The organism is Ralstonia sp. 22111, assembly GCF_052045895.1.
Classification (GTDB): domain Bacteria; phylum Pseudomonadota; class Gammaproteobacteria; order Burkholderiales; family Burkholderiaceae; genus Ralstonia; species Ralstonia wenshanensis.
Genome location: NZ_JBQEPR010000001.1, coordinates 1 through 21,770 on the forward strand (window position 1 = coordinate 1; position 21,770 = coordinate 21,770).

The 21,770-nt window shown below is 66.1% G+C and carries 22 protein-coding genes; 9 read left to right on the forward strand and 13 right to left on the reverse strand.

What is annotated here, in order from left to right; translation table 11 throughout:
- The 5 genes from ACTJK4_RS00005 to ACTJK4_RS00025 all read left to right on the forward strand — a co-directional run.
- A partial coding sequence (locus ACTJK4_RS00005) for a hypothetical protein (protein ID WP_440815106.1) occupies positions 1-209 on the forward strand: 209 nt, incomplete at its 5' end.
- A gap of 304 nt (positions 210-513) precedes the next feature.
- Positions 514-1,149, forward strand: a complete 636-nt coding sequence (locus tag ACTJK4_RS00010) for a LysE family translocator (protein ID WP_147218873.1) — start codon at positions 514-516, stop codon at positions 1,147-1,149.
- Between the two features lie 30 nt (positions 1,150-1,179).
- Positions 1,180-2,382, forward strand: a complete 1,203-nt coding sequence (locus tag ACTJK4_RS00015) for a low temperature requirement protein A (RefSeq protein ID WP_440815110.1) — start codon at positions 1,180-1,182, stop codon at positions 2,380-2,382.
- A gap of 94 nt (positions 2,383-2,476) precedes the next feature.
- On the forward strand, positions 2,477-3,184 hold the full coding sequence (locus ACTJK4_RS00020; protein WP_440816799.1) for a glutathione binding-like protein: 708 nt from the start codon (positions 2,477-2,479) through the stop codon (positions 3,182-3,184).
- A 61-nt stretch (positions 3,185-3,245) separates the two neighbouring features.
- Positions 3,246-4,442, forward strand: a complete 1,197-nt coding sequence (locus ACTJK4_RS00025) for an MFS transporter (protein WP_440815113.1) — start codon at positions 3,246-3,248, stop codon at positions 4,440-4,442.
- 387 nt (positions 4,443-4,829) lie between these two features.
- On the opposite strand, the gene ACTJK4_RS00030 is transcribed toward ACTJK4_RS00025, so the two are convergent.
- Genes ACTJK4_RS00030 through ACTJK4_RS00045 form a run of 4 tightly spaced genes read right to left on the reverse strand, consistent with a single transcriptional unit; the run spans position 4,830 to position 7,245 of the window.
- A complete protein-coding gene (locus ACTJK4_RS00030) occupies positions 4,830-5,087 on the reverse strand; it encodes a hypothetical protein (protein WP_440815116.1) in 258 nt (85 codons plus the stop codon).
- On the reverse strand, positions 5,084-5,500 hold the full coding sequence (locus ACTJK4_RS00035) for a VOC family protein (RefSeq protein WP_012760914.1): 417 nt from the start codon (positions 5,498-5,500) through the stop codon (positions 5,084-5,086). The genes ACTJK4_RS00030 and ACTJK4_RS00035 overlap by 4 nt, the downstream gene beginning before the upstream one ends.
- Entirely contained in the window at positions 5,500-6,006 is a 507-nt protein-coding gene (locus tag ACTJK4_RS00040; RefSeq protein WP_232041693.1) for a helix-turn-helix domain-containing protein, read from the reverse strand. Before ACTJK4_RS00040 ends, ACTJK4_RS00035 begins: the two co-directional genes overlap by 1 nt.
- A gap of 18 nt (positions 6,007-6,024) precedes the next feature.
- On the reverse strand, positions 6,025-7,245 hold the full coding sequence (locus ACTJK4_RS00045) for a PLP-dependent aminotransferase family protein (RefSeq protein WP_440815120.1): 1,221 nt from the start codon (positions 7,243-7,245) through the stop codon (positions 6,025-6,027).
- A gap of 125 nt (positions 7,246-7,370) precedes the next feature.
- On the opposite strand from ACTJK4_RS00045, the gene ACTJK4_RS00050 reads away from it, so the two are divergent.
- Entirely contained in the window at positions 7,371-7,724 is a 354-nt protein-coding gene (locus tag ACTJK4_RS00050; RefSeq protein ID WP_440815122.1) for a glyoxalase superfamily protein, read from the forward strand.
- Positions 7,725-7,794: 70 nt separating this feature from the next.
- Here the strand turns inward: ACTJK4_RS00050 and ACTJK4_RS00055 are convergent, their stop codons facing one another.
- Together ACTJK4_RS00055 and ACTJK4_RS00060 are read right to left on the reverse strand one after the other, a co-directional pair.
- A complete protein-coding gene (locus ACTJK4_RS00055) occupies positions 7,795-7,983 on the reverse strand; it encodes a hypothetical protein (RefSeq protein WP_232041690.1) in 189 nt (62 codons plus the stop codon).
- Between the two features lie 72 nt (positions 7,984-8,055).
- Positions 8,056-8,526: a PRC-barrel domain-containing protein gene (locus ACTJK4_RS00060; protein WP_232041689.1), complete on the reverse strand. Its 471-nt coding sequence runs from the start codon at positions 8,524-8,526 to the stop codon at positions 8,056-8,058.
- Positions 8,527-8,724: 198 nt separating this feature from the next.
- Between ACTJK4_RS00060 and ACTJK4_RS00065 the strand changes: the two genes are divergently transcribed.
- Positions 8,725-9,201: a hemerythrin domain-containing protein gene (locus tag ACTJK4_RS00065; RefSeq protein WP_322017139.1), complete on the forward strand. Its 477-nt coding sequence runs from the start codon at positions 8,725-8,727 to the stop codon at positions 9,199-9,201.
- A 30-nt stretch (positions 9,202-9,231) separates the two neighbouring features.
- Positions 9,232-11,028, forward strand: a complete 1,797-nt coding sequence (locus ACTJK4_RS00070; RefSeq protein WP_440815127.1) for a thiamine pyrophosphate-requiring protein — start codon at positions 9,232-9,234, stop codon at positions 11,026-11,028.
- 23 nt (positions 11,029-11,051) lie between these two features.
- On the opposite strand, the gene ACTJK4_RS00075 is transcribed toward ACTJK4_RS00070, so the two are convergent.
- The 6 genes from ACTJK4_RS00075 to ttcA form a co-directional block, all read right to left on the reverse strand.
- The gene (locus ACTJK4_RS00075) at positions 11,052-11,954 is read right to left on the reverse strand and encodes a patatin-like phospholipase family protein (RefSeq protein WP_440815129.1); all 903 of its coding nucleotides are present in this window, start codon (positions 11,952-11,954) and stop codon (positions 11,052-11,054) included.
- Between the two features lie 118 nt (positions 11,955-12,072).
- The gene (locus ACTJK4_RS00080) at positions 12,073-12,345 is read right to left on the reverse strand and encodes a hypothetical protein (protein ID WP_440815132.1); all 273 of its coding nucleotides are present in this window, start codon (positions 12,343-12,345) and stop codon (positions 12,073-12,075) included.
- Between the two features lie 128 nt (positions 12,346-12,473).
- Positions 12,474-13,940: an FAD-dependent monooxygenase gene (locus tag ACTJK4_RS00085; RefSeq protein ID WP_440815135.1), complete on the reverse strand. Its 1,467-nt coding sequence runs from the start codon at positions 13,938-13,940 to the stop codon at positions 12,474-12,476.
- 260 nt (positions 13,941-14,200) lie between these two features.
- Positions 14,201-16,039, reverse strand: coding sequence for a glutamine--fructose-6-phosphate transaminase (isomerizing) (glmS, locus tag ACTJK4_RS00090; RefSeq protein ID WP_316881694.1), 1,839 nt, complete (start codon positions 16,037-16,039; stop codon positions 14,201-14,203).
- Positions 16,040-16,155: 116 nt separating this feature from the next.
- Positions 16,156-17,523, reverse strand: coding sequence for a bifunctional UDP-N-acetylglucosamine diphosphorylase/glucosamine-1-phosphate N-acetyltransferase GlmU (gene glmU, locus ACTJK4_RS00095; RefSeq protein ID WP_440815138.1), 1,368 nt, complete (start codon positions 17,521-17,523; stop codon positions 16,156-16,158).
- 331 nt (positions 17,524-17,854) lie between these two features.
- On the reverse strand, positions 17,855-18,802 hold the full coding sequence (gene ttcA, locus ACTJK4_RS00100) for a tRNA 2-thiocytidine(32) synthetase TtcA (RefSeq protein WP_260803805.1): 948 nt from the start codon (positions 18,800-18,802) through the stop codon (positions 17,855-17,857).
- 166 nt (positions 18,803-18,968) lie between these two features.
- Here ttcA and panE point away from each other — a divergent pair, with 166 nt between their 5' ends.
- Positions 18,969-19,922, forward strand: a complete 954-nt coding sequence (gene panE / locus ACTJK4_RS00105; RefSeq protein WP_440816801.1) for a 2-dehydropantoate 2-reductase — start codon at positions 18,969-18,971, stop codon at positions 19,920-19,922.
- A gap of 282 nt (positions 19,923-20,204) precedes the next feature.
- Here panE and ACTJK4_RS00110 read toward each other — a convergent pair whose 3' ends face one another.
- Positions 20,205-21,650 carry an efflux transporter outer membrane subunit gene (locus ACTJK4_RS00110; RefSeq protein ID WP_440816804.1) on the reverse strand — a complete coding sequence of 482 codons (1,446 nt, stop codon included), beginning with the start codon at positions 21,648-21,650 and terminating at the stop codon, positions 20,205-20,207.
- Positions 21,651-21,770 lie beyond the last annotated feature (120 nt).

The following is a 21,770-nucleotide window of genomic DNA, read 5'->3' on the forward strand; positions in this document are numbered from 1 at the left end:
CCTTGAATTTATGTCGCAGGGAGGGAGGGGAGGCAAACTCGCTGCGCTCAGACAGCCTCCCCTCTTTTTCCTCCCTGCAACAGAAATTCAAGGCGCCATCTAGGGCAGGGAAAGTCAAAGGCAAAAGGCACACCATCTGGGTGCAAGCTCAAACGACAAAGGCCAACCGCACGATGGGTTGGCCTTTTTCTTTTGACGTTGAGCCCTAGATGGCGCCTTGAATTTTCGTAAGCGGGCGGAAAAAAGGTGGGGAACTGTCTGAGCGCAGCGAGTTTTCCCCACCTCCGCCCGGTTACGCAAATTCAAGGAGTCTTTCGCCATCTCGGGCGCGCCTTTCTTTTGCTTACTTTTCTTTGGCAAGACAAAGAAAAGTGAGTCGGTCCCGGCAGGGAACGAAAGGGAGGTGGACCACCAACGCAAAAACCAAAGACAAAAAACACCCCCCATTTGACGCCCCATTCTTTTCATGGATAACTGTGTCCCCTCCCCCCCAACAACCCAGCGAGCCACCCCATGACCCTCCAAACCTGGCTGGCCTTCATCGGCGCCAGCATCATCATCCTGCTCATTCCGGGCCCGACCATCCTTTTGGTGATTGGTGATTCGCTGGCCAACCGCGGCCGCTCGGCGTGGAGCACCGTTGCCGGCGTGGCCGCTGGCGACACAACGGCCATGGCGGTTTCCCTTGCCGGTGCGGGCGCACTGCTGGCCGCATCGGCCGCAGCCTTCACGGCGCTCAAGCTCATCGGCGGTTCGTACCTCGTCTATCTGGGCATCAAGTCCATCCTCAGCGCGCGCCGCCTGCGCGACGACGCACCCGAGGCGACCATCCCTGTTCAGCAGAAGTCCGCTGGCCGCCGCTTCCTGTCGGCGTGGACGGTCACCGCGCTGAACCCCAAGAGCATCGTCTTCTTCGTCGCCTTCGTGCCGCAGTTCATGTCGGCCGAGCAGACCTTCCTCTCGCAGAGCGTGATCCTGCTGCCGACCTTCGTCATCCTGGCCGCCGCCAACGCATCAATGTACGCGCTGGCCGCCAAGCTGCTCGCCAAGCGCCTGACCAGCGTGGCTGCGCAGCGCCGCTTCGGCTACACGGGCGGCGCGGTGATGGTGGGCGCTGGCACGCTCACGCTCGGCATGCAGTCGGCCTGATCGCTCCACAGGCCGCACCCAGGACACCCGATGCCCCGCAGTTACCTCCGCCCCTCGCCAATCACATCCGACGGGGCCCACGGCCACCACCGCGTCACCAACATCGAGCTGTTCTTCGATCTGGTGTTCGTGTTTGCGGTGACGCAGCTCTCGCACCTGCTGATCGGCAACTTCACGCTGCAAGGCGGCGCGCAGGCGCTGCTGCTGATGCTGGCGGTGTGGTGGGTGTGGATCTTCACCTCGTGGGTGACGAACTGGCTCGATCCGGACAAGCTCGCCATCCGCATGCTGATGCTCGTGCTGATGACGGGCGGGCTGCTGCTCTCGGCATCGCTGCCGCAGGCGTTCGGCTCGCGCGGACTGGCGTTTGCGCTGGCCTATGTGTTCATGCAGTTCGGGCGCACGGTGTTCTTCCTCTGGGCCGTGCGCGGCGAGTCATTGCCCATGCGGCGCAACTTCCAGCGCATCGCCACGTGGCTCGGCATCTCTGCCGTGCTGTGGCTGGCGGGCGGCCTGTCGGACGGTTCCGTGCGCTGGGCCAGCTGGATCATCGCGTTGACCATCGAATGGCTCGGCCCCTCGATGGGCTTCTACACGCCGGGCCTGGGCCGCTCCACCACCAACGACTGGAACGTGGAAGGCGGTCACATGGCCGAGCGCTGCTCGCTGTTCATCATCATCGCGCTGGGCGAATCGGTGTTGGTCACGGGCTCCACGTTTGCCGGGCTCGACTGGACCGCAGAGAACATCGCGGCGATGGCGATGTCGTTCATCGGCAGCCTGGCGATGTGGTGGCTGTACTTCGACACGATTGCCGAGCGCGGCGCGCACACCATGTCGCATTCGGCGGATCCGGGCCGGCTCGCACGCCTGGCCTACACCTACATCCACGTGGTGCTGGTGGCCGGCATCATCGTCGGGGCGGTGGCCGATGAGTTCGTGCTGGCGCATCCGGTGGGCCACGCCCATGAAGGAACGACGCTGGCGGTGCTGGGCAGCGCGGCGCTGTACCTGCTGGGCAACCTGCTGTTCAAGTGGGCGATCTTCGGGCGGCTGCGCCCGGCGCATGTGGTTGGCTTGGTGGTGCTGGGCGGCGCATGGCTGCCGGCAGGCGAACTGCCAGCGCTCGCAGTCTCCGCGCTGGCGACGGGCGTGCTGTGCGGCACGGCGGCGTGGGAATGGTACGCACGCTCCTGCGAAACGGCGGCCCCCGAAGCGGCACGCAACCCCTAAGTGGTCACCTGAAAATTCCAGTTTCTGGACATTACAAAAGGCCACTCGCAGGCCTACTCTGTCAACCAACATGACAGAACACGAGGGCCCCGCCATGATCGACCTCTACTACTGCGCCACGTCCAACGGCCTGAAGATGGCGCTGTTCTTTGCCGAAACCGGCTTGCCGCATCGCGTCATCCCCGTTGATATCAGTCGGGGTGACCAGTTCAAGCCCGAGTTCCTGGCCATCTCGCCCAACAACAAGATCCCGGCCATGGTCGACCACGACCCGGCCGAGGGGACCGAGCCGGTGGCGCTGTTCGAATCGGGCGCCATGCTGCTTTACCTGGCCGAGAAAACCGGCCAGCTGATGCCCGCCGACCTGCACGGCCGCATGGAAGTGCTCAAGTGGCTGTTCTGGCAGGTGGGCGGCCTGGGGCCCATGGCCGGGCAGATCGGCCACTTCAACGTGTATGCGCCCGAGCGCGTGCCCTACGCCATCGAGCGCTACACCAAAGAGACCAACCGCCTCTACGGCGTGCTCAACCGCCGCCTGGCCGATCGCCCCTACATTGCCGGCAACGACTACACGATCGCCGACATCGCGGCCTATCCGTGGATCGTCCCGCACGCCGGGCATGGTCAGGACCTGAACGACTTCCCGCACCTGCAGCGCTGGTTCGAAGCCGTTGGCGCACGGCCGGCCACGCAGCGCGCTTATGCCGGGGTGGAGCGTGCCTACTCCCGCCGCCGCGAAGACATCTCCGACGACGAGCGCAGCGTGCTGTTCGGCCAGACGGCCAGCTCTGGCGCGCGCTGAACCCTGCGGAGCCTGCGCGCTCCGCCTCCCTTCCAAGTTTGTTCTCTGACAGGAGCCGACCATGCCGGCATCGCTGTGGTGGTTGTGCCTGGGCGCGTTCGCCATCGGCACTGAAGGTTTCATGATCGCCGGCCTGCTGCCGGTGCTGGCCGCAGACCTGGGCGTGAGCGTGCCGGCGGCGGGGCAGCTCGTCACCGTGTTTGCCGTTACGTATGCCGTGGGCTCGCCGGTAATGGCGACGCTGCTCGGTAACGTCGACCGGCGCCGCGTGCTGATCGGCGCGCTGGCCATCTTTGCGGCAGGCAACCTGCTGGCAGCCACCGCGCACGGCTTTGGGCAGTTGATGGCGGCGCGCGTGCTGCTGGCGCTGGCGGCCGGCGTGTTTCTGCCGACGGCCAATGCGGTGGCCACCTCGCTGGTGCCGGCCTCGCGCAGCGGCTCGGCGCTCGCCATCATCACGGGCGGCGGCACGGTGGCGGTGGCGCTCGGCGTGCCGCTGGGCGCATGGATTGCGGCACAGGGCGACTGGCGCTCGACGTTCGTCGCATGCGGTGTGCTGTCGGCACTGGCCACCGCGGGCCTCGCCTTCGGCCTGCCGCGTGCGCTGCCGCACAGCGTGACCACGCTGGCGCAGCGCCTCTCCGTGGCACGCCGCCCCGGCATGCTGGGCGCGCTGGCGGTGTCCACGCTGTGGGCGGCGGGCGGCTTTACGTTCTACACCTACGTCGCACCGTTCTTTGTGCAGGGACTGGGCTTCGCGCCGCAGCACGTGGGCATCGTGCTGTTCCTGGTCGGCAGCTTTGCGGCGCTCGGCACCGGCCTGGGCGGCCACATGACCGACCGCGCAGGCGTGGCGCGCGTGCTGGCGGTCAGCAGCGCGGGCATCGTGCTGGCGTTCTCGGTGCTCTCGCTGTCGGCACAGATGCTGCACGGCACGGTGGCCGGCGCAGTCGCCATCGGCGCGGTCGTGCTGTGGGGCATGGCCGGCTGGGGCTTCGGCCCGGCGCAGGCGACGCGCCTGATCCGCCTCGCGCCCGATGTGTCGCCGATCACGCTGTCGCTGCATGCGTCAGCGGTGTATGTGGGGATCGCGCTGGGGTCGAGCGTTGGCGCGCTGGCTCTGGCGCATGGCGGGCCGGGCATGCTGGGGTGGGCGGCCGCCGCGTGCCATGTGGTGGCGGTGGTGTTGTGGCGCAACAGTGCGCGCCATGAAGCCGCACAGGCAGACGGGCCGACGGCCACATCGATCGCACATTGAGCGCCGGGCCGCCGATGCCATGCTCAAGGTTCCGAGCTCGGCGGGCCGAGCAAAAAGCCTCGCGGTTCGAGCTCCGAGCTCAGCGAGCCGAGCAAAAAGGCTCACGATCCAAGCTCCGAGCTCGGCGAGCCGAGCAAAAAGCCTCACGATCCGAGCTCCGAGCTCGGCGAGCCGAGCAAAAAGCCTCACGATCCGAGCTCCGAGCTCGGCGGGCCGAGCAAAAAGCCTCGCGGTTCGAGCTCCGAGCTCAGCGAGCCGAGCAAAAAGGCTCACGATCCAAGCTCCGAGCTCGGCGAGCCGAGCAAAAAGCCTCGCGATCCGAGCTCCGAGCTCGGCGGGCCGAGCAAAATGCCTCGCGGTTCGAGCTCCGAGCTCGGCGTACCGGCCTCAGGCCCCAGCGGCGGGGGTTTCGCGGTTGGCCCGATTTGCGCGCCGCCCGCCTCGCCGATCCAGGTACGGCAACGCAAACATATAGAGCCCCGTGAACAGCAGCAGCGCCAGCGGCAGCAGCGGCGCGTAGGTGATCCACGCCGGCGGCTGCGCGCCCTTGCTCAGCCCCATGGCGACAAAGTTGGCGATGACGGTGAGCGTGAACGCCATCGACACCCAGCGGTGAAACTGGCGGATTCCGTTGCGGGCGCTCACTTTGCACCTCCGGCGGCCTGGATCATCTTCCAGCCGTTGCCGGCCGGGTCACGAAAGCCGGCATCGACACTGCCAAAGCGCTCGATGGGCTCCTGCGTGAATTCCACGCCGCGCTCGCGCAATTGGGCGTAGGCGGCGCGGCAATCGGCGACGGTCAGCACCAGCGGCGGCATCGCGCCCTTGGCGACCATGGCGCGCAAGGTCTGCGCGGTGGCCTCGTCGTGGATGGGCGGGCCGGGCTGGAACAGGCCGAGCTGAAACGACGGCTGCTCCGGATGCTGCACCGTCAGCCAGCGGTACGGGCCGTTGCGCACGTCGGTGTGCACGCGAAACCCGAGCTTGTCGACATAGAACGCCAGCGCCGCGTCCTGATCATCCACATACAGCCCGACGACATTGATCCCTTGGCTCATCACCGCTCCTTGTTGTTGGTGGGTGACGGATTTGTACCCTCCGCCAGTTGGCGGCGCTTCTCCGAAACTGCTGTGACGAGGTCGGGCCGCTGCGCCGCCTTCAGCACACAGGCGGGCACGCGGTCGAGTTGCTGCTGCGGCGCGGTGGCCTGGGCGTGGCGGCGAAGCTCGCTCGGGCTCTGCCCGGTGATGTCGCGAAAGATGCGGCCGAAGGTGCCGAGGCTTTCCCAGCCCGTGGCGTAGGCGATTTCGATGATGGGCAGGTCGGTGTCGCGCAGCAGGGTGGTGGCCTGCTCGATGCGGCGCGTGAGCAGGTAGCGGTGCGGCGGAATGCCGAAGGCCTGCTTGAACGAGCGCGCGAAATGCGCCGCCGAGACGCCGCTCACCTCGGCCAGCCGCTTGACGGGCCACGCCTCGTGCGAGGCGGCGTCCATGCGGTCTTTGGCGCGCAGCAGGCGGCGCAGCAGCGCGGGGTCTTGCTGCGCGTCGGTGTGTGCCGGTGCCACCGCAGCCTGCCGGTGGCGTCAGCCCAGCTTGAACTCGCCGATGGCGTGCGCGAGCTTGCGCACACCCTCTTCCACCTGTGCCAGCGACGAGGTGGCGTACGACAAGCGGAGCGTCGAGCGATCCGGGTCGACCGGGTAAAACGCCGCACCCGGCACGAACGCCACACCACGCTCGATGGCCACCTTGGCCACATCACCGGCATTACGGCCCGGCAAGGTGCACCACAGGAACATGCCGCCGCGCGGGCGGTTGAAGGTCAGTTCGGTTTCAGGCAGCAGCGCACGCAGGCCGTTGGCCATGGCGTGGGCACGCTCGGCATAGGCGGCACGGGTGCGCGGCAGCACGGTGTCCAGCCGATTGCTGCGCAGGTAGGCGGCGGCCGTGGCCTGCGCAAACGTGGAGGTGTGCGCATCGGCAAACTGCTTGACCATCACCGCGTTGCCCAGCACCGGCTGCGAGGCGATCATCCAGCCCACGCGCAGGCCCGGCGCCACCACCTTCGACAGGCTGCCCAGGTAGATCACACGCCCCTGTGCGCCGTCGGTCTGCTGCGACAGCGCGTACAGCGACGGCGGCGGCGGTGCGTCGAAATACAGATCGCCGTACGGGTCGTCTTCCACGATCAGCAGGTTGTGGCGCACCGCCACGTCCAGCAGGCGCTTGCGGCGCTCCAGGCTCATCAGCGCGCCGCTCGGGTTGCCGAAGTTGGGAATCACGTAGAGGAATTTGGGGCGAGTTGTGGCCGCCCCCGTGGCGAGCACCTTTTCCAGCGCGTCGACATCCAGGCCGTCGCCATCCGTCGGCACGCCGGCCACCTTGGCGCCGTACAGCTTGAACGCCTGGATGGCGGCAAGGAAGGTGGGCGCCTCGGTCAGCACCGTATCGCCCTCGCCGATCAGCACCTTGCCCAGCAGATCCAGCCCTTGCTGCGAACCGGTGGTGACGAGGATGTCGGTGTTGGCGACGGTGGCGCCGCGCGAGGTCATCAACGTGACGATGGCCTCACGCAGCGGCTCGAAGCCCTCAGTGGCGCCGTATTGCAGGGCGCGGGCGGCGTCGGTGGTGAGCGCGCTGTCGGCGGCGGCCTTCAGGCCTTCCACGTCAAACAGGGCGGCATCCGGAAAGCCGCCAGCAAACGAGATCAGGCCCGGCTTGCCGAGCACCTTGAACAACTCGCGGATGGCGGAGGTTTCAACGTTTTGCAGGCGGGGTGCCAGCAGCGATTGCAGGAATTCCATGGCGTGCGTGTCTCTGTAGTTCGAGTGCCCGCCACTTTACGTGATGTGCGCCGCGTGCGCATGCCAACACGGCGTCACAGCCGTGACTAGAATGCCGCCACCGAACCGGTAAAAAGGAGCCCCGCATGGCCGTCCGACGCATCGTCCCGAACCTGCATGCTGCCGCTCCGGCACGTGCCCGCGCGTTCTATGTCGAACTGCTCGAACTGGAAGCGGTGATGGACCACGGCTGGATCGTCACCTTTGCCGACGCGGCCAATACGATGACGCCACAGGTCAGCATTGCGAGCGAAGGCGGAAACGGTACGCCGGTGCCTGCGCTGTCGGTGGAAGTGGACGACGTCGATGCGGTGCATGCGCGGGCCGTCTCGTTGGGTCTGGAGATCGTCTACCCGCTCGTTGACGAGCCGTGGGGCGTGCGCCGCTTTTACGTGCGCGATCCGTTCGGCAACGTGATCAACATCCTGGCGCACCGTTGACGCGGCTGCATCGAAGAAAAACGCCCGCATGCCAAAGAGGCGATGCGGGCGCGGCAGTGCCGGTTGATGACTACCGGTGGTTGCCGTTGTGGGTGCGCTTGTCCTGGTGTGCGCTGCCGTTCTTATCCTTGTCGACAACGCGCGTGATGCCGCCCGTGGCGGGCGGGTCACTGGCCGGGAACGTGTCTTCCACGGCTTTTTCCACCAGCTCCTCACGCTTCTCTGCGTGCGGATGCTTCTCTTTCTTGCCTTTCTCCATGGCGCCCTCCTGTTTCAAGCGTGGTTGACGACACGCAAGCGAACGGCGTGCCCGAGCACCTCAACTGAGCGCTCAATACTCTTCCCAGTACGGACGCGAACCGTAGTACTCGTGCACTGACTGCGCCCAGGTCGGATCGGCCATCGTGGGCCAGCTGTCCTTGTCGAAGCCTGGCGCCGCCTCAAGACGATCCTTGTTGGCGTCGAGCACGAAGCACTTGCGGTCCACGTCGAGCGACATGGCGCTCCACGGCACGGCAAACAGCTTGTCGCCAATGCCCAGGAAGCCGCCCACCGACATCACCGCGTAGGCGATCCGGCCGCGCTGCACGTCGAGCATGATGTCGGTGATCTTGCCGAGGTCTTCCCCATTGAGGTTGACGACGCGATTGCCCTCCAGCGTATCGGCCGCCATCAGTTCCGGGCCGGGGCCAGCCGAATCGGCATCGGCGCGCCCGATGATGCGCATGCGTACACCGGCGGTGGTTCCCACACCAGTGGCGGTACCGGTGCCCAGCGTGGTGCCGGTTGTCGTGGTTTGCATAGCAGTTACCTCCCATCAATCAGTTGACGTTCAGGATGATGTGCGGCGGCCACGCAATTGCGCGGCCTCTGTCGCACGTAACCACCTGTGTCAGCACGAAGCTTGCCTGCGCCGCATCGACTGCAGAGACGCGCGTGCGGCATGCCGCTTGCTCGACGGTTCGGCGTACTCAAACCAGAACCCCTACCGGAGAGCCCCATGAACAAAGCGGAAATCCCTGTGGCGCAACGCGCTGTGCTGTCGATGCTGCTGGACGATCACCGCGAGGTGAAAAAACTGTTCAAGACGTTCCAACAGGAGAAAGACAAAGCCACCGGCGAGCAAATCGTGCGCGAAGCGTGTGAAAAGTTGACCGTCCATACGCAGCTTGAGGAAGAGGTGTTCTACCCGTTCGTGCGCGACAACGGCGGCGAAGCGTTCAAAGACCTTGTCGACGAAGCCGTGGTGGAGCACGCCACCGCAAAGGACCTGATCAAGCAGTTGAACGGCATGCATGCGGGCGACGACCTGTTCGCGGCCAAGTTCACCGTGCTGGCCGAGTACGTCTCGCACCACGTGGAAGAGGAAGAGACCGAACTCTTTCCCAAGCTCGTCCGTCAGCACATCGACCTGACACCGCTGCAGGAACCCATGACCGCGCGCAAGGAAGCCCTGCTCGCCGAGACCGCCAGCTGACGACCCACCACCCGATACCGGACCGACACCATGCAAGCCACCGTCTGCGATTTCCTCGTCGCCCGCCTGTATGACTGGGGGGTGCGGCGCATCTTTGGCTACCCCGGCGACGGCATCAACGGCATGTTCGGGGCCCTGCAGCGCGCCGGCGGCAAGATCGAGTTCGTGCAGGTGCGGCATGAAGAAATGGCCGCCTTCATGGCCTCGGCACACGCCAAGTTCACGGGTGAACTGGGCGTGTGCATGGCGACGTCCGGGCCGGGCGCCACGCACCTCATCACGGGCCTGTACGACGCGCGACTCGACCACATGCCTGTGCTGGCGATTACCGGGCAGCAGGCGCGCACGGCGGTCGGTGGTCACTACCAGCAGGAGGTCGATCTAGCGGCGATGTTCCGCGACGTGGCGGGCGCGTTTGTCCACCAGGCCAGCATGCCGGCACAGGTGCGGCACCTGCTGGATCGTGCAGTGCGCATCGCCATCGGGCAGCGCCGGGTGACGGCGTTGGTGCTACCAAACGATCTGCAGGAAATGCCCTACGCAGAGCCGCCGCGCGCGCATGGCACGGTGCACTCGGGCGTCGGCTACAGCGCGCCGAGCGTGATACCGCAAGCGGCCGATCTGGAACGCGCGGCGGACATCCTCAACAGCGGCCGCCGGGTGGCGATGCTTGTCGGCGCAGGTGCCCTCGGGGCCAGCGCAGAAGTGGCAGCCGTGGCGGAAACGCTCGGCGCGGGCGTGGCCAAGGCGCTGCTCGGCAAGGCCGTGTTGCCCGACGAATTGCCCTATGTGACCGGCGCCATCGGCCTGCTCGGCACCGAGCCGAGCTGGGAGCTGATGAACCATTGCGACACGCTGCTGATGGTCGGCTCCGGCTTTCCCTATGCTGAGTTCCTCCCCAAGGAAGGCCAGGCGCGCGGCGTACAGATCGACCTGGACCCCGGCATGCTGGGGCTGCGCTATCCGATGGAGGTCAACCTCGTCGGCGACAGCGCGCAGACGCTGCGTGCGCTGCTGCCGCTGCTTCAGCGCAAGACCGATCGCTACTGGCCCGACCGCATTGCCCGCTGGAACGAGAGTTGGTGGAAGACGCTGGAAGAGCGCGCGCTGCAGCCGGCCTATCCCGTCAACCCGCAGCGCGTGCTGTGGGAGCTGTCACCCAAGCTGCCGGACAACGTGATCGTCACCAGCGACTCCGGCACCTGCGCCAACTGGTATGCGCGCGATCTCAAGTTCAAGCCCGGCATGATGGGCTCGCTCTCGGGCGGGCTGGCCTCGATGGGCGCGGCGGTGCCGTACGCGATTGCCGCCAAGTTTGCGTACCCCGATCGCCCTGTCATCGCACTCGTGGGCGACGGCGCCATGCAGATGAACAACATGGCCGAACTCATCACCGTGTCGAAATACTGGAAGCGGTGGAAGTCTCCCAAGTGGATCAGCATGGTGCTCAACAACCAGGATCTGAACGAAGTCACCTGGGAGCAGCGCGTGATGGAAGGCGACCCGAAATTCCCGGCGTCACAGGACATCCCTGACGTGCCGTATCACCGCTTTGCCGAGTTGATCGGGTTGAAGGGCATTTACGTCGACAACCCCGACCAGCTTGCCGGTGCGTGGGACGAAGCGCTCAACGCAGACCGCCCCGTGGTGCTGGAAGTGAAGACCGACCCCGATGTGCCGCCGCTGCCGCCGCACGTGACGCTGCAGCAGGCGCGCAACTTTGCGACGGCCCTGGCGTACGGCGACCCGGATGCCAGTGGTGTGCTGCGCGGGACGGCGCGGCAGGTGTTGTCGGCGTTGTTTCCGGTGCATAGGGACAAGGAGTGAGCTGCGGGCACCACGCCGTAGAGCTAAACCTCAGCACTGCAAGCGGCGTGGGTCGCGTCGTGATGGTGCTCACGCAGCGCGCCTGGAATGCCGGTGCCCGCCAGCCCATCGGCTGCCAGCCATGCCGCAGTGGCGGCAGCGGCACGGTCGATCAGTTCGCCGCAGCGGGCGTAGTCGTAGGGCGACACGTCGAGGGGGCACAGGGGCGGCACGACGGCAATGGGCACCTGCCCGGCCCAGCGCTCCAGGTCTTGCACAAGCTGACGCGCGACCAGCAGTGACAAGGCGTTCAGCGCGTGCTCGATGGCACTGCGCGGGGCGCGGCGGTCCGCACACGCGAATCCCGCCGGCAATACGACGACGCGTGTGGCGCCCAGCCGGATGGCCGCGGAGATTGGCGTGTTGTTGGCGACGCCGCCGTCGATCAACAGGCGATCACCAATGCGCACGGGCGGAAACACGCCGGGAATGGCGGCGCTGGCCAGCACGGCCGGCACGATGGCGCCAGACGACAGCACCACCTCGGCGCCGGTGCGCATGTCGGTGGCCACGACGTGCAGGGGCAGCGTGGCCGCTTCCAGCAGAGTCTGCGCGAAATGCCGGGTCAGCAGGCGCTGCAGGCCAGATGCATCGACGAGGTGTTCCCGTTGTCCGCCCAGGATGCCCAGCATGCTGAACATCGCCCGCCAGGACCACGGCATCACGTCGGCGCGCCGCACACCGCGCCACAGCGCCTCGAGCTGCGCCGTGCCCGCCGCGTGCGGATGGCACGCAAAAAAGGCCGCGTTGATGGCGCCGGCTGAGGCGCCCACCACCATGTCCGGGATCACGCCCGAAGCCACCAGCTCCCGCAGCATGCCAGCCTCGATGGCGCCGAGGCTGCCGCCGCCGGCAAAGACAAACGCCGTTCGTTCCACTCTGCCCATGATCGATGCCGCGTTGCAGCAAAAGAGTCCCAGCCGGTCAATCCAGGGACGACTGGAACTAGAGTAGGTCTGCCCTGCCGTTGCGGCTAGTCGACCAATCAGCGGCGACGAGGGGCGATCAGCGGGCTTGCCGCGCGGCGTCGGCCAGGGGCTTCCAGTGCAGAAAGCCGAACAGCAACGTCAGCAGCACGCTGTCGAACAGCGGTCCGTTGTGCAGCGCGACCTTGCGAAAGCACAGCACCACTTCCAGCAGATGCGCAGCCAGCAACACCAGCGCCACGATGCGCAGCCAGCCAATCGCGTCGGCCGACAGCGGCAGTGGCGTGGCATAGCTCGCCAGCGCAATGCCATACACGGCGAGCAGGACGATCTTGCTGAGGACGTTGAACATGCCAGGACTCCAGAGGGACGGTGATTCCGATGCCGTGCAGCATACCGGCCACCGCGGTCCCTCCGGCCGCTTCAAACACCTGGATAGACGCCGCCCTCCACCCGGCGATATCGGCAGGCCGCAGGCGCTCAGGCCGTCGCCGGGCCGAACCACCGCTGCAACGCCTCCTGCAGCCCCTCGGTCGTTCCGTCTCCGACCCACGCCACGTGGCCGTCAGGACGGATCAGCACCGCAGCAGGTGCGGACACTGTGCCAACCACCGGCAGCGTCCAGGCTCCCGCATGGCGGGCGTCGACCCGCCGCATGCGATCGGCCCATGGCGCGATGTCGATGGCATCCGCCGGGCCGAAGTTGAGCAGCACCGCGCCCGCCGCGTGCAACAGCTGGAAGACGCGCACCGTGCCCTCGGCGGTCTCCAGGTCGAGATCGGGCATGCGGCGGCCAAGCAGCGGATGGCCCTCGCCGAGGTCGTAGCGAACATCGAGTGCGGAGATCATCCCAACGAGCCGCCTGCGTGGTTCATCCATGCGAAACAACTCCGACGTGATCTCGCTCAGCGCCTTAGAGCGTTCGTCCTGGCGAAGCAACACCACCTGCGCCAGCGTATTGCGCAACGTGCGCGCGGCAACGGGATGGCGCTCCGCGTGGTAGCTGTCGAGCAGGCTGTCGGGCGCCGCCCGTTTGATGACCGCGGCCAGCTTCCAGCCCAGATTCACGGCATCCTGCATACCCATGTTCAGGCCCTGCCCACCCATGGGCGGATGCACGTGCGCGGCGTCGCCTGCCAGCAGCACGCGTCTGTCGCGGTAGGCCACGGCCTGGCGGGCCGTATCGGAGAACCGTGAGATCCAGTTTGGGCGATGCGCGCCGAAGTCGGTGCCATAGACGGCGATGAGCGCCTCGCTCAAGTCCGCCAGCGTGGGCGCATTGTCGGTGCCGAGTTGTCGCTCCGTCAGCACGACGCGGACACAGTTGCCATCTTCCATGGGCGCAACGGCGTGCCTGCCGATGGCGTCGTATTTGAAGCCAAAGGGCGGTGGCGTCTGCCTGGTGTGCACCTCGGCGATCAGCCAGCTGGTCGTGGCGTCCCAGCCTGCAAACTCAATGCCGGTGGCCTTGCGGACAGCGCTGCGCCCGCCATCGCAGCCAACGAGGTATTGCGCCCCCAGCACCTCGCCGTCGGACAGCGTGACGTCGACGCCCCAGTCGTCCTGCAGGAAGCCGGTCACCTCGCGCTCGCGATAGAACGGCACGCCAAGCTCGCTCACCCACTCCGCCAGGATGCGCTCGGTATGGTGCTGCCACAGGCCGAGCACATAGTTGTGCCGGGTGGGAAAGTCGCTGATGTCCAGCGGGTTCTCGCCGAAATGCACGACGGGATAGGTCTTGCCCTGCGAGACAAAGCGCTCGGCTACACCGCGCTGGTCGAGCACCTCGACGGAGCGCGCATGCAGGCCCAGCGCACGCACGCCAACCACGTCCTGGTTGGCGCGGCGCTCGACAATGGCGACGTCAATCCCGGCCAACGCCAGCTCCGCCGCGAGCATGAGCCCCGTCGGTCCGCCGCCGGCAATCACCACGGCATGCCCGCTCATTTCACACCTCCGGCCGGCATCACCACGGCACTGCCCTGCGCTTCAAACGTCGATGGCATCACACGCATGTCTCGCCCTCCTTTCGGTCGGTTTCAAGATTGGGGGGCGATGCTACTGCGGCCGCCGGGGCTTCCCGCAAGCCCCAGGGGCCGCGGTATACTTGAAACAACGGTGGAGCGAGGCCTTGTTTGGCGAAGCGCACACCACGAAAAAAGGCCGTCCCGAAGGACGGCCTTTTCTGTTTCTGCGTCTGCCGAAACTTATTCGACAGTCACCGATTTCGCCAGGTTACGCGGCTTGTCGACGTCCGTGCCGCGCGCCAGTGCCGTGTGATACGCCAGCAGTTGCAGCGGCACCACGTGCAGGATCGGCGAGAGCTGCCCGTAGTGCTCCGGCATGCGGATCACCTGGATGCCGTCGCTCGACTGGATATGCGTGTCGGCATCGGCAAACACGTACAGCTTGCCGCCGCGCGCACGCACTTCCTGGATGTTCGACTTGAGCTTTTCGAGCAGCGCGTCGTTCGGCGCCACGGTCACGACGGGCATCTGCTCGGTCACCAGGGCCAGCGGGCCATGCTTGAGTTCGCCGGCGGGGTAGGCCTCGGCGTGGATGTACGAGATTTCCTTGAGCTTGAGCGCGCCTTCCAGGGCGATCGGGTAATGCAGACCGCGACCGAGGAACAGCGCGTTTTCACGGCGGGCAAACTCTTCCGACCACGCGATGATCTGCGGCTCCAGCGCCAGCACCGCATTCAGCGCGGACGGCAGGTGACGCAGATGGCGCAGCGCGTCTTCTTCCTGCTCGGCGTTCAGATGGCCGCGCAGCTTGGCGAACGTCAGCGCCAGCATGTACAGCGCGGCCAACTGCGTGGTGAACGCCTTGGTCGACGCCACGCCGATCTCGGTGCCGGCGCGCGTGAGGAACTTGAGCTGCGTCTCGCGCACCATGGCGCTGGTCGCCACGTTGCAGATGGCCAGCGTATGCGTGTGGCCCAGTTCACGTGCGTGACGCAGTGCGGCCAGCGTGTCGGCGGTTTCGCCCGATTGCGAGATCACGACGACGAGCGCGTTCGGGTTGGGCACCGTCTCGCGGTAGCGGTACTCGCTGGCGACTTCCACCTGCGTCGGGATCTTGGCGATCGATTCAAGCCAGTACTTGGCCGTGCAGCCCGAGTAGTAGCTCGTGCCGCAAGCCAGGATCAGCACGCTGTCGACCTTGGGCAGCACCGCGGCCGCCTCGGGGCCAAACAGGTCCGGCCCGAAGCCTTGCACGCCTTCCAGCGTATCGCCAAGCGCGCGCGGCTGCTCGAAGATTTCCTTCTGCATGAAGTGGCGGAAGGGCCCAAGTTCAACGGCGGCGGCGTAGGTGCCGACTTCCTTCACTTCGCGCTCGACGATCTTGTCGTTTGCATCGGCCACGGTGAAGCCGTCGCGGGTGAGTTCCACCACGTCGCCTTCTTCCAGATAGGCCATGCGGCTGGCGGTACCGGCCACGGCCAGCGCGTCGGATGCGAGGAACGATTCGTTCTCGCCGATCGCCACCACCAGCGGCGAGCCGGCGCGCGCACCCACCACCACATCGGGGTTGTCACGGGCAAACACGGCAATCGCATAGGCGCCGTGCAAGCGCTTGACCGACGCACGCACCGATGCAAACAGATCACCGCGCGTGGCGCTGCTCGGGTAGGTGTAGGCCTGGTGGATCAGGTGCGCGACGACTTCCGTATCCGTCTGCGATTCAAAGCCGTAGCCGACGGCCTTCAGTTCTTCGCGCAGCGATTCGTAGTTTTCGATGATGCCGTTGTGCACCAAGGCGATGGTGTCGCCCGAGAAATGCGGGTGCGCGTTGACGGTGTCCGGCCGGCCATGCGTGGCCCAGCGGGTGTGCGCGATGCCGATGGCGCCATCCAGGTGGCTCGTCTGTGCCTGGGCATCCAGATCGGCCACGCGCGAAACGGTGCGCGCGCGCTGTAGCTGGCCATCACGCTGAACGGCAACGCCGCATGAGTCGTAGCCGCGGTATTCCAGGCGGCGCAGGCCTTCGATCAGGACGGGAACGATATTGCGCGTGGAAACCGCGCCAACGATACCGCACATGTTGATTTCTCCAGTTGGGGTGCGGCCGCACGCTCAATGTGCGCCGCACTCGGTAATTCAGTATCGATGCTCGTGCGCCGAAGCGGCATCCGCTGTTCGGCGCAGGAGAAACCCTGTCAGCCTGCCTTCTTTTGCTTGACCGGGCGCTGCCAGCTGTCGATGGTGACCTGCCGGGCCCGCGAGACCGTCAGCTTGCCCTCGGGCGCGTCCTTGGTCAGCGTGGTGCCGGCACCCAGCGTCGCGCCCTTGCCAACGCGCACCGGCGCCACGAGCTGCGTGTCGGAACCGATGAAGGCGTCGTCTTCGATGATGGTGCGGAATTTGTTCGCGCCGTCGTAGTTGCACGTGATGGTGCCCGCGCCGATGTTGACGCGCGAGCCGACCGTGGCGTCGCCCACGTAAGCAAGGTGGTTGGCCTTGCTGTGTGCCGCGACCTGGCTGTTCTTGACCTCGACAAAGTTGCCGATGTGCACGTCTTCGGCCAGCTCGGTGCCGGGGCGCAGGCGCGCGTACGGGCCGATGCGCGAGTCGGCGCCAACCTTGGCGCTCTCGATGTGGCAGAACGGCAGGATCTCGGCACCGGCCTCGATGGCGGCATCGCGGATCACCGCATTGGCGCCGATGCGCACGCCGTCAGCCAGCGTGACATCGCCCTCGAAGATGCAGTTGACGTCGATCACCACGTCGCGGCCGCAGGTGAGCTTGCCGCGCACGTCGATGCGCGCCGGGTCGATCAGCGTCACGCCGTCTTCCAGCAGTTGCTGCGCGAGGTTGCGCTGGTGAATGCGCTCAAGCTCCGCCAATTGCACCTTGCTGTTCACGCCCAGCGTTTCCCACTCGGCCAGCGGATGCGCGGAGGTGATGTGCACGCCTTCGCTGGCGGCGCGCTCGATGACGTCGGTCAGGTAGTACTCGCCCTGCGCGTTGTCGTTGGAGAGCGTGGCGAGCCAGTTCTTGAGCTTGGCCGTCGGGCATACCAGGATGCCGGTGTTCACTTCGTGAATGGCCAGTTGCGTCTCGTTGGCGTCTTTCTGCTCGACGATGCGCGTGATGCGGCCGGCGGCATCGCGCACGATGCGGCCGTAGCCGGTCGGGTCGCCCAGATGCACGGTCAGCACGCCCAGGTGGTCGTTGCCGGCGGCGCCCACCAGGGCGCTCAGCGTCTCGGCACGGGTGAGCGGCACATCACCGTAGAGCACCAGCGTGGGCACGCTCTCGTCGAGCTGGTCCACGGCCTGCATGACGGCGTGGCCCGTGCCCAGTTGCTTGTCTTGCGTGGCGAAGGCGATGTCGGGCGCGCCGACCATCTCGCGCACCCGATCCCCGCCGTGGCCGACCACCACCACCAGCCGCGTCGGCGACATGGTGCGTGCGGTTTCAATGACGTGTGCCAGCAGCGGTTTGCCGGCCAGGGGGTGCAGCACTTTCGGCAGGGCGGAGCGCATGCGTTTGCCCATGCCTGCAGCCAGGATGACGATATTCACAAGGAGGTTCCTAGAGTGACTCGAAGCGATAGCCTGCGAGGGGTTGCCGGCACCGGGAATGGCTGCCTGAAACCCACCGCCCGCCACCTCCCCTCAGGATGGCCGGACCGCCTGCAAACCCTTCTGCGGGGCGCTTTTGCGGCGTATAAGACACAGATGGAAAAATTCTAGCATGGGGCCCACCCTCCCCCAGAACCGGTCAAATGGTGGAATTGTTGCAATCGCGCCATGACCGAGACGGGTAGCCCGCTGGCCGGTCAGGCGGATGGCGGACGCCCGGCATGGCGCGCCCGCCACATGGGGAGAGGGTCACATGGGGAGCGGGCCACGCTCAGCCTGCGGCCACCTCGCCCGGCACGGCTTGCTCGGCGGGCTTGTCGCCCGGTTTGCGCTCAAACCGCACGAACTCGATGCGGTCGTCATGCGAGCCGGCAAACACCAGCGGGGCCTGGTCGTAGGCTGTCTGGCCGAACAGCGCGTCTTCGCCGATCTTCGCCAGGCCCGTGGTCAGGCCGTTGAAGTCGAACAGGTCGGTATCGGCCAGGTGCGACGGCACGACGTTCTGCAGCGATGCGAAGATGTTGTCGATGCGGCCCGGCGTCTGGCGCTCCCACTCCAGCAGCATCTCCTTGACCTTCTTGCGCTGCAGGTTTTCCTGCGAGCCGCAGAGGTTGCACGGAATGATCGGAAATTCCATCGCGCGGGCGTAGGAAGCAATGTCCTTTTCCGCGCAATAGGCGAGCGGCCGGATGACGATGTGGTCACCGTTGTCGGTGGCCAGCTTGGGGGGCATCGACTTCATCTTGCCGCCGAAGAACATGTTCAGGAAGAACGTGTTGACGATGTCGTCGCGGTGGTGGCCCAGCGCGATCTTGTTGGCACCCAGTTCCTTGGCCGTGCGGTAGATCACGCCGCGGCGCAGGCGTGAGCACAGCGAGCACGTCGTCTTGCCCTCGGGCACCTTCTCTTTGACGATCGAATACGTGTCCGCCTCGACGATCACATATTCCACGCCCAGCTTTTTCAGGTAGTTGGGCAGCACTTCTTCCGGAAAGCCGGGCTGCTTCTGGTCGAGGTTCATGGCGATCAGCTTGAAGTCGACCGGCGCGCGCTTCTGCAGCGCCATCAGCACCGACAGCATCGTGTACGAATCCTTGCCGCCGGACAGGCACACGAGGATGGTGTCGCCGTCTTCGATCATCTTGAAGTCGCCGATGGCGCGGCCAACCTGCGACTGCAGACGGGTTTCGAGGCGGTGGAAATTATTGGAAAACGTCATGGCATATCGACCCCGCCAGCGCTGAATAATGGCCGAACGGGCGTCAAATCGTGAGGAAAATCAGCATTTTAGCGCGCGCGGGGCGCCGTCTGCAGGGTCGCGCGAACAGGCCTAGAATCGTTTGCCTATCTTCGGCTCGATGGAAACGAACCCCATGACGACAGCAATGCGGATTCTGGTGCTTGGCGCCGGTGGCACCGGCGGTTATTTCGGCGGGCGGCTCGCCCAGGCGGGCGCGGACGTGACCTTCCTGGTGCGCCCCGCGCGTGCGGCGCGGTTGCGCGAACACGGTCTCGTGATCCGCAGCCCGCACGGCGATGCGCAATTGCCTGTGCAGACCCTCACCGCAGACCAGGCCGCGGCCTGGGGCCGTGCCGACCTGGTGCTGCTGAGCTGCAAGGCCTACGATCTGGAAGACGCCATCACGGCCATCCGCCCCGCGGTGGGTGAACGCACGGTCGTGCTGCCGGTGCTCAACGGGCTCGCGCATCTGGAACGGCTCGATGCCGCCTTTGGTGAATCGCGCGTGCTGGGTGGGCTGTGCCACATCAGTGCGACGAGCGCGCCCGATGGTGCGGTGCTGCACCTGAGCAACGGCCAGGGCCCTGCCGTGCACTCGATCACCTTTGGCGAGCGCACGCCGCATGCGCCCCGCGAGCGCACCGAGGCGATTCGCGATGTATTTGCCACGGCCAATTTTGATTCCGTGCTGGCCGAGAACGTCATGCAGGACATGTGGGAGAAATTCACCTTCCTCACTTCGCTGGCGGCAATGACGTGCCTGATGCGGGCGACGGTGGGAGAGATTGTCGCCACGGATGAGGGCGCTGCGCTGAACGAGGCGATGTTCACCGCGTGCGAGCGTGTCGCAGCGGCGTCGGGCTATCCGAATCGGCAGGCTGCGCGCGAGCGTGGGTTGAATGTGCTGACGCAGGCTGGGTCGCCGCTGACGGCATCGATGCTGCGAGATCTGGAGAGTGGTGCGCGGGTGGAGGCGGATCACATCGTGGGGGACATGCTGCGCCGTGGGCGGGCGTTGGGCGTGGATGTGTCGCTGCTGCGGGTGGCGTTTGCGCATTTGCAGGCTTATCAGCAGCGGTTGTTGCGGGCTGCCGTTTGATTGTTTTGTGTTTGGGGTTCATCCCCGGTTTCATCCCCTGCCGGGGCTGACTCACTTTCTTTGTCTTGCCAAAGAAAGTAAGCAAAGAAAGGCGCGCCCGAGATGGCGACCCCCTCCTTGAATTTTTGTCGCGGGGAGGGGAAGGAGCCAAACTCGCTGCGCTCAGACAAGGCTCCTTCCTTGATCCTCCCCGCGACAAAAATCCAAGGCGCCATCTAGGGCAAGGAAAAGCAAACCGTCTACTGCCAGCGGCGCCACTCTGGATCGCTGCTTGTCATTTGCCTATTGCCAACCGCCACCCAACGCCTGCATGAGCGCGGCGGAGTCGAGCAGCCTGTCGGCTTGGCTCTGCACCTGTTGCAGCGTGGCCTGGTCGACCTGACGCTGAGCGTCCAGCAACGTTAGCGTGCTGATGCCGCCGGCGGCGTGGCGGGCTTGGGCGGCGCGCAGGGTCTGTTGCGCCTGGTCGGTTGCCAGCGCTCTGGCCTGCAGCGTTTGGGCGTCGTTGTGCACGGCGTGCAGGGCGTCGGCCACTTCTTGCAGACCTTGCAATACGGCTTGCTTGTAGGCGGCGCCGGCCGCGTCGTAGGCGGCTTCGGCTTCGCGCTTTTTGGCGCGCAGGGTACCGCCGTGGAAGATTGGCTGCGTGAGCCCTGCGCCGAGGTTCCAGATGCTCGATCCGGCGCCGAGAAGGTTGCGGAAGCTGGTGGTTTCCGAACCTAGCCCTGCGGACAAAGTGATGCGCGGGAACAGGTTGGCCGTGGCGACACCCACATTGGCGCTGGCTTCGTGCCACATTGCCTCAGCAGCGCGGATGTCGGGGCGGCGCTGCGCGAGTGTGGACGGCAGCGACACCGGCAGCGGGTCCGGCAGATGCAGCGCGTCAAGCGACGGCAACTCCGGCAACCCGGCGCCAGGTTCGCGGCCCAGCAACACCGATAGACGATGCCGCTGCTGCGCAGCCTGTTGCACGAGCGGCGGCAACGTGGCGTCGGTTTGCGCGACAAGCGTGCGCTGCGAGAACGCATCGACCTGCGCAACGCCACCAAGGCTGAGGCGGCGCTCCGTGATCTCCAACTGCCTGCGCTGCTCGGCCGCCAATCGTTGCGTGGTGGCGATCTGCGCCTCCAGCGCGGCAATCCGCACCGTCGTCGTCACCACATTGCCTGCCAGAGACAGCCGCGCCGCTTCCAGTTCATAACGCTGCGTATCGACCTGGGCTTGCGATGCCTCCAGCGCCCGGCGCACGCCGCCGAAAATATCCAGCGCATACGACACCGACAGCGACGCCGAATACAACGTGAACGGCCCCGGCTTGGGCGTGTTGAATCCGAACGCCTCCGGGTTGATCTGCTGACGCACCGCCGACACGGTGCCATCCACCGACGGCAGCGCATAGCCGAACTGCGCCTGCGCTTCGGCCTGCGCCTGACGCAAGCGCGCCTGCGCCTGCGCCACGGACGGGCTCGCCCGCAACGCCTCGTCCACCAATGCGTCGAGCCCGGGCGATCGGAACAGGTGCCACCAATCGGCCGGCACGTTGGCATCGACAAGATGCTGCGCTTCGCCGCCAACAACGGGCGCGGATGCGGTTTCCCGCGACACAGGCTGTGCGGAATAGGCCGCGGCCGCAGGACCGCCCGGCGTCTTGAAGTCAGGTCCGACGGCACAGCCTCCCACACCCAGCGCGGCAACAATCACAACACCAAGCAACCGCTCACCACCCACCAGCGCTTGCCCTAACGCCAGCAAACGCTGCCAGACGGTTTGGCCGTACCCTGCCCTAGATGGCGCCTTGAATTTCTGTTGCAGAGAGGAAAAAGGAAGGGAAACTGTCTGAGCGCAGCG

What these genes read in the sequence shown, in the direction of transcription:
- ACTJK4_RS00045 (WP_440815120.1), bottom strand. Translation starts at nt 7,245, where the DNA reads ATGGAATTCCTGCAATCGCTGCTGGCACCCCGCCTGCAAAACGTTGAA.
- ACTJK4_RS00010 (WP_147218873.1), top strand. Translation starts at nt 514, where the DNA reads ATGACCCTCCAAACCTGGCTGGCCTTCATCGGCGCCAGCATCATCATC.
- ACTJK4_RS00060 (WP_232041689.1), bottom strand. Translation starts at nt 8,526, where the DNA reads ATGCAAACCACGACAACCGGCACCACGCTGGGCACCGGTACCGCCACT.
- panE (WP_440816801.1), top strand. Translation starts at nt 18,969, where the DNA reads ATGCGGATTCTGGTGCTTGGCGCCGGTGGCACCGGCGGTTATTTCGGC.
- ACTJK4_RS00075 (WP_440815129.1), bottom strand. Translation starts at nt 11,954, where the DNA reads ATGGGCAGAGTGGAACGAACGGCGTTTGTCTTTGCCGGCGGCGGCAGC.
- ttcA (WP_260803805.1), bottom strand. Translation starts at nt 18,802, where the DNA reads ATGACGTTTTCCAATAATTTCCACCGCCTCGAAACCCGTCTGCAGTCG.
- ACTJK4_RS00050 (WP_440815122.1), top strand. Translation starts at nt 7,371, where the DNA reads ATGGCCGTCCGACGCATCGTCCCGAACCTGCATGCTGCCGCTCCGGCA.
- ACTJK4_RS00065 (WP_322017139.1), top strand. Translation starts at nt 8,725, where the DNA reads ATGAACAAAGCGGAAATCCCTGTGGCGCAACGCGCTGTGCTGTCGATG.
- ACTJK4_RS00080 (WP_440815132.1), bottom strand. Translation starts at nt 12,345, where the DNA reads ATGTTCAACGTCCTCAGCAAGATCGTCCTGCTCGCCGTGTATGGCATT.
- glmS (WP_316881694.1), bottom strand. Translation starts at nt 16,039, where the DNA reads ATGTGCGGTATCGTTGGCGCGGTTTCCACGCGCAATATCGTTCCCGTC.
- ACTJK4_RS00070 (WP_440815127.1), top strand. Translation starts at nt 9,232, where the DNA reads ATGCAAGCCACCGTCTGCGATTTCCTCGTCGCCCGCCTGTATGACTGG.
- ACTJK4_RS00020 (WP_440816799.1), top strand. Translation starts at nt 2,477, where the DNA reads ATGATCGACCTCTACTACTGCGCCACGTCCAACGGCCTGAAGATGGCG.
- ACTJK4_RS00025 (WP_440815113.1), top strand. Translation starts at nt 3,246, where the DNA reads ATGCCGGCATCGCTGTGGTGGTTGTGCCTGGGCGCGTTCGCCATCGGC.
- ACTJK4_RS00015 (WP_440815110.1), top strand. Translation starts at nt 1,180, where the DNA reads ATGCCCCGCAGTTACCTCCGCCCCTCGCCAATCACATCCGACGGGGCC.
- ACTJK4_RS00085 (WP_440815135.1), bottom strand. Translation starts at nt 13,940, where the DNA reads ATGAGCGGGCATGCCGTGGTGATTGCCGGCGGCGGACCGACGGGGCTC.
- ACTJK4_RS00035 (WP_012760914.1), bottom strand. Translation starts at nt 5,500, where the DNA reads ATGAGCCAAGGGATCAATGTCGTCGGGCTGTATGTGGATGATCAGGAC.
- ACTJK4_RS00055 (WP_232041690.1), bottom strand. Translation starts at nt 7,983, where the DNA reads ATGGAGAAAGGCAAGAAAGAGAAGCATCCGCACGCAGAGAAGCGTGAG.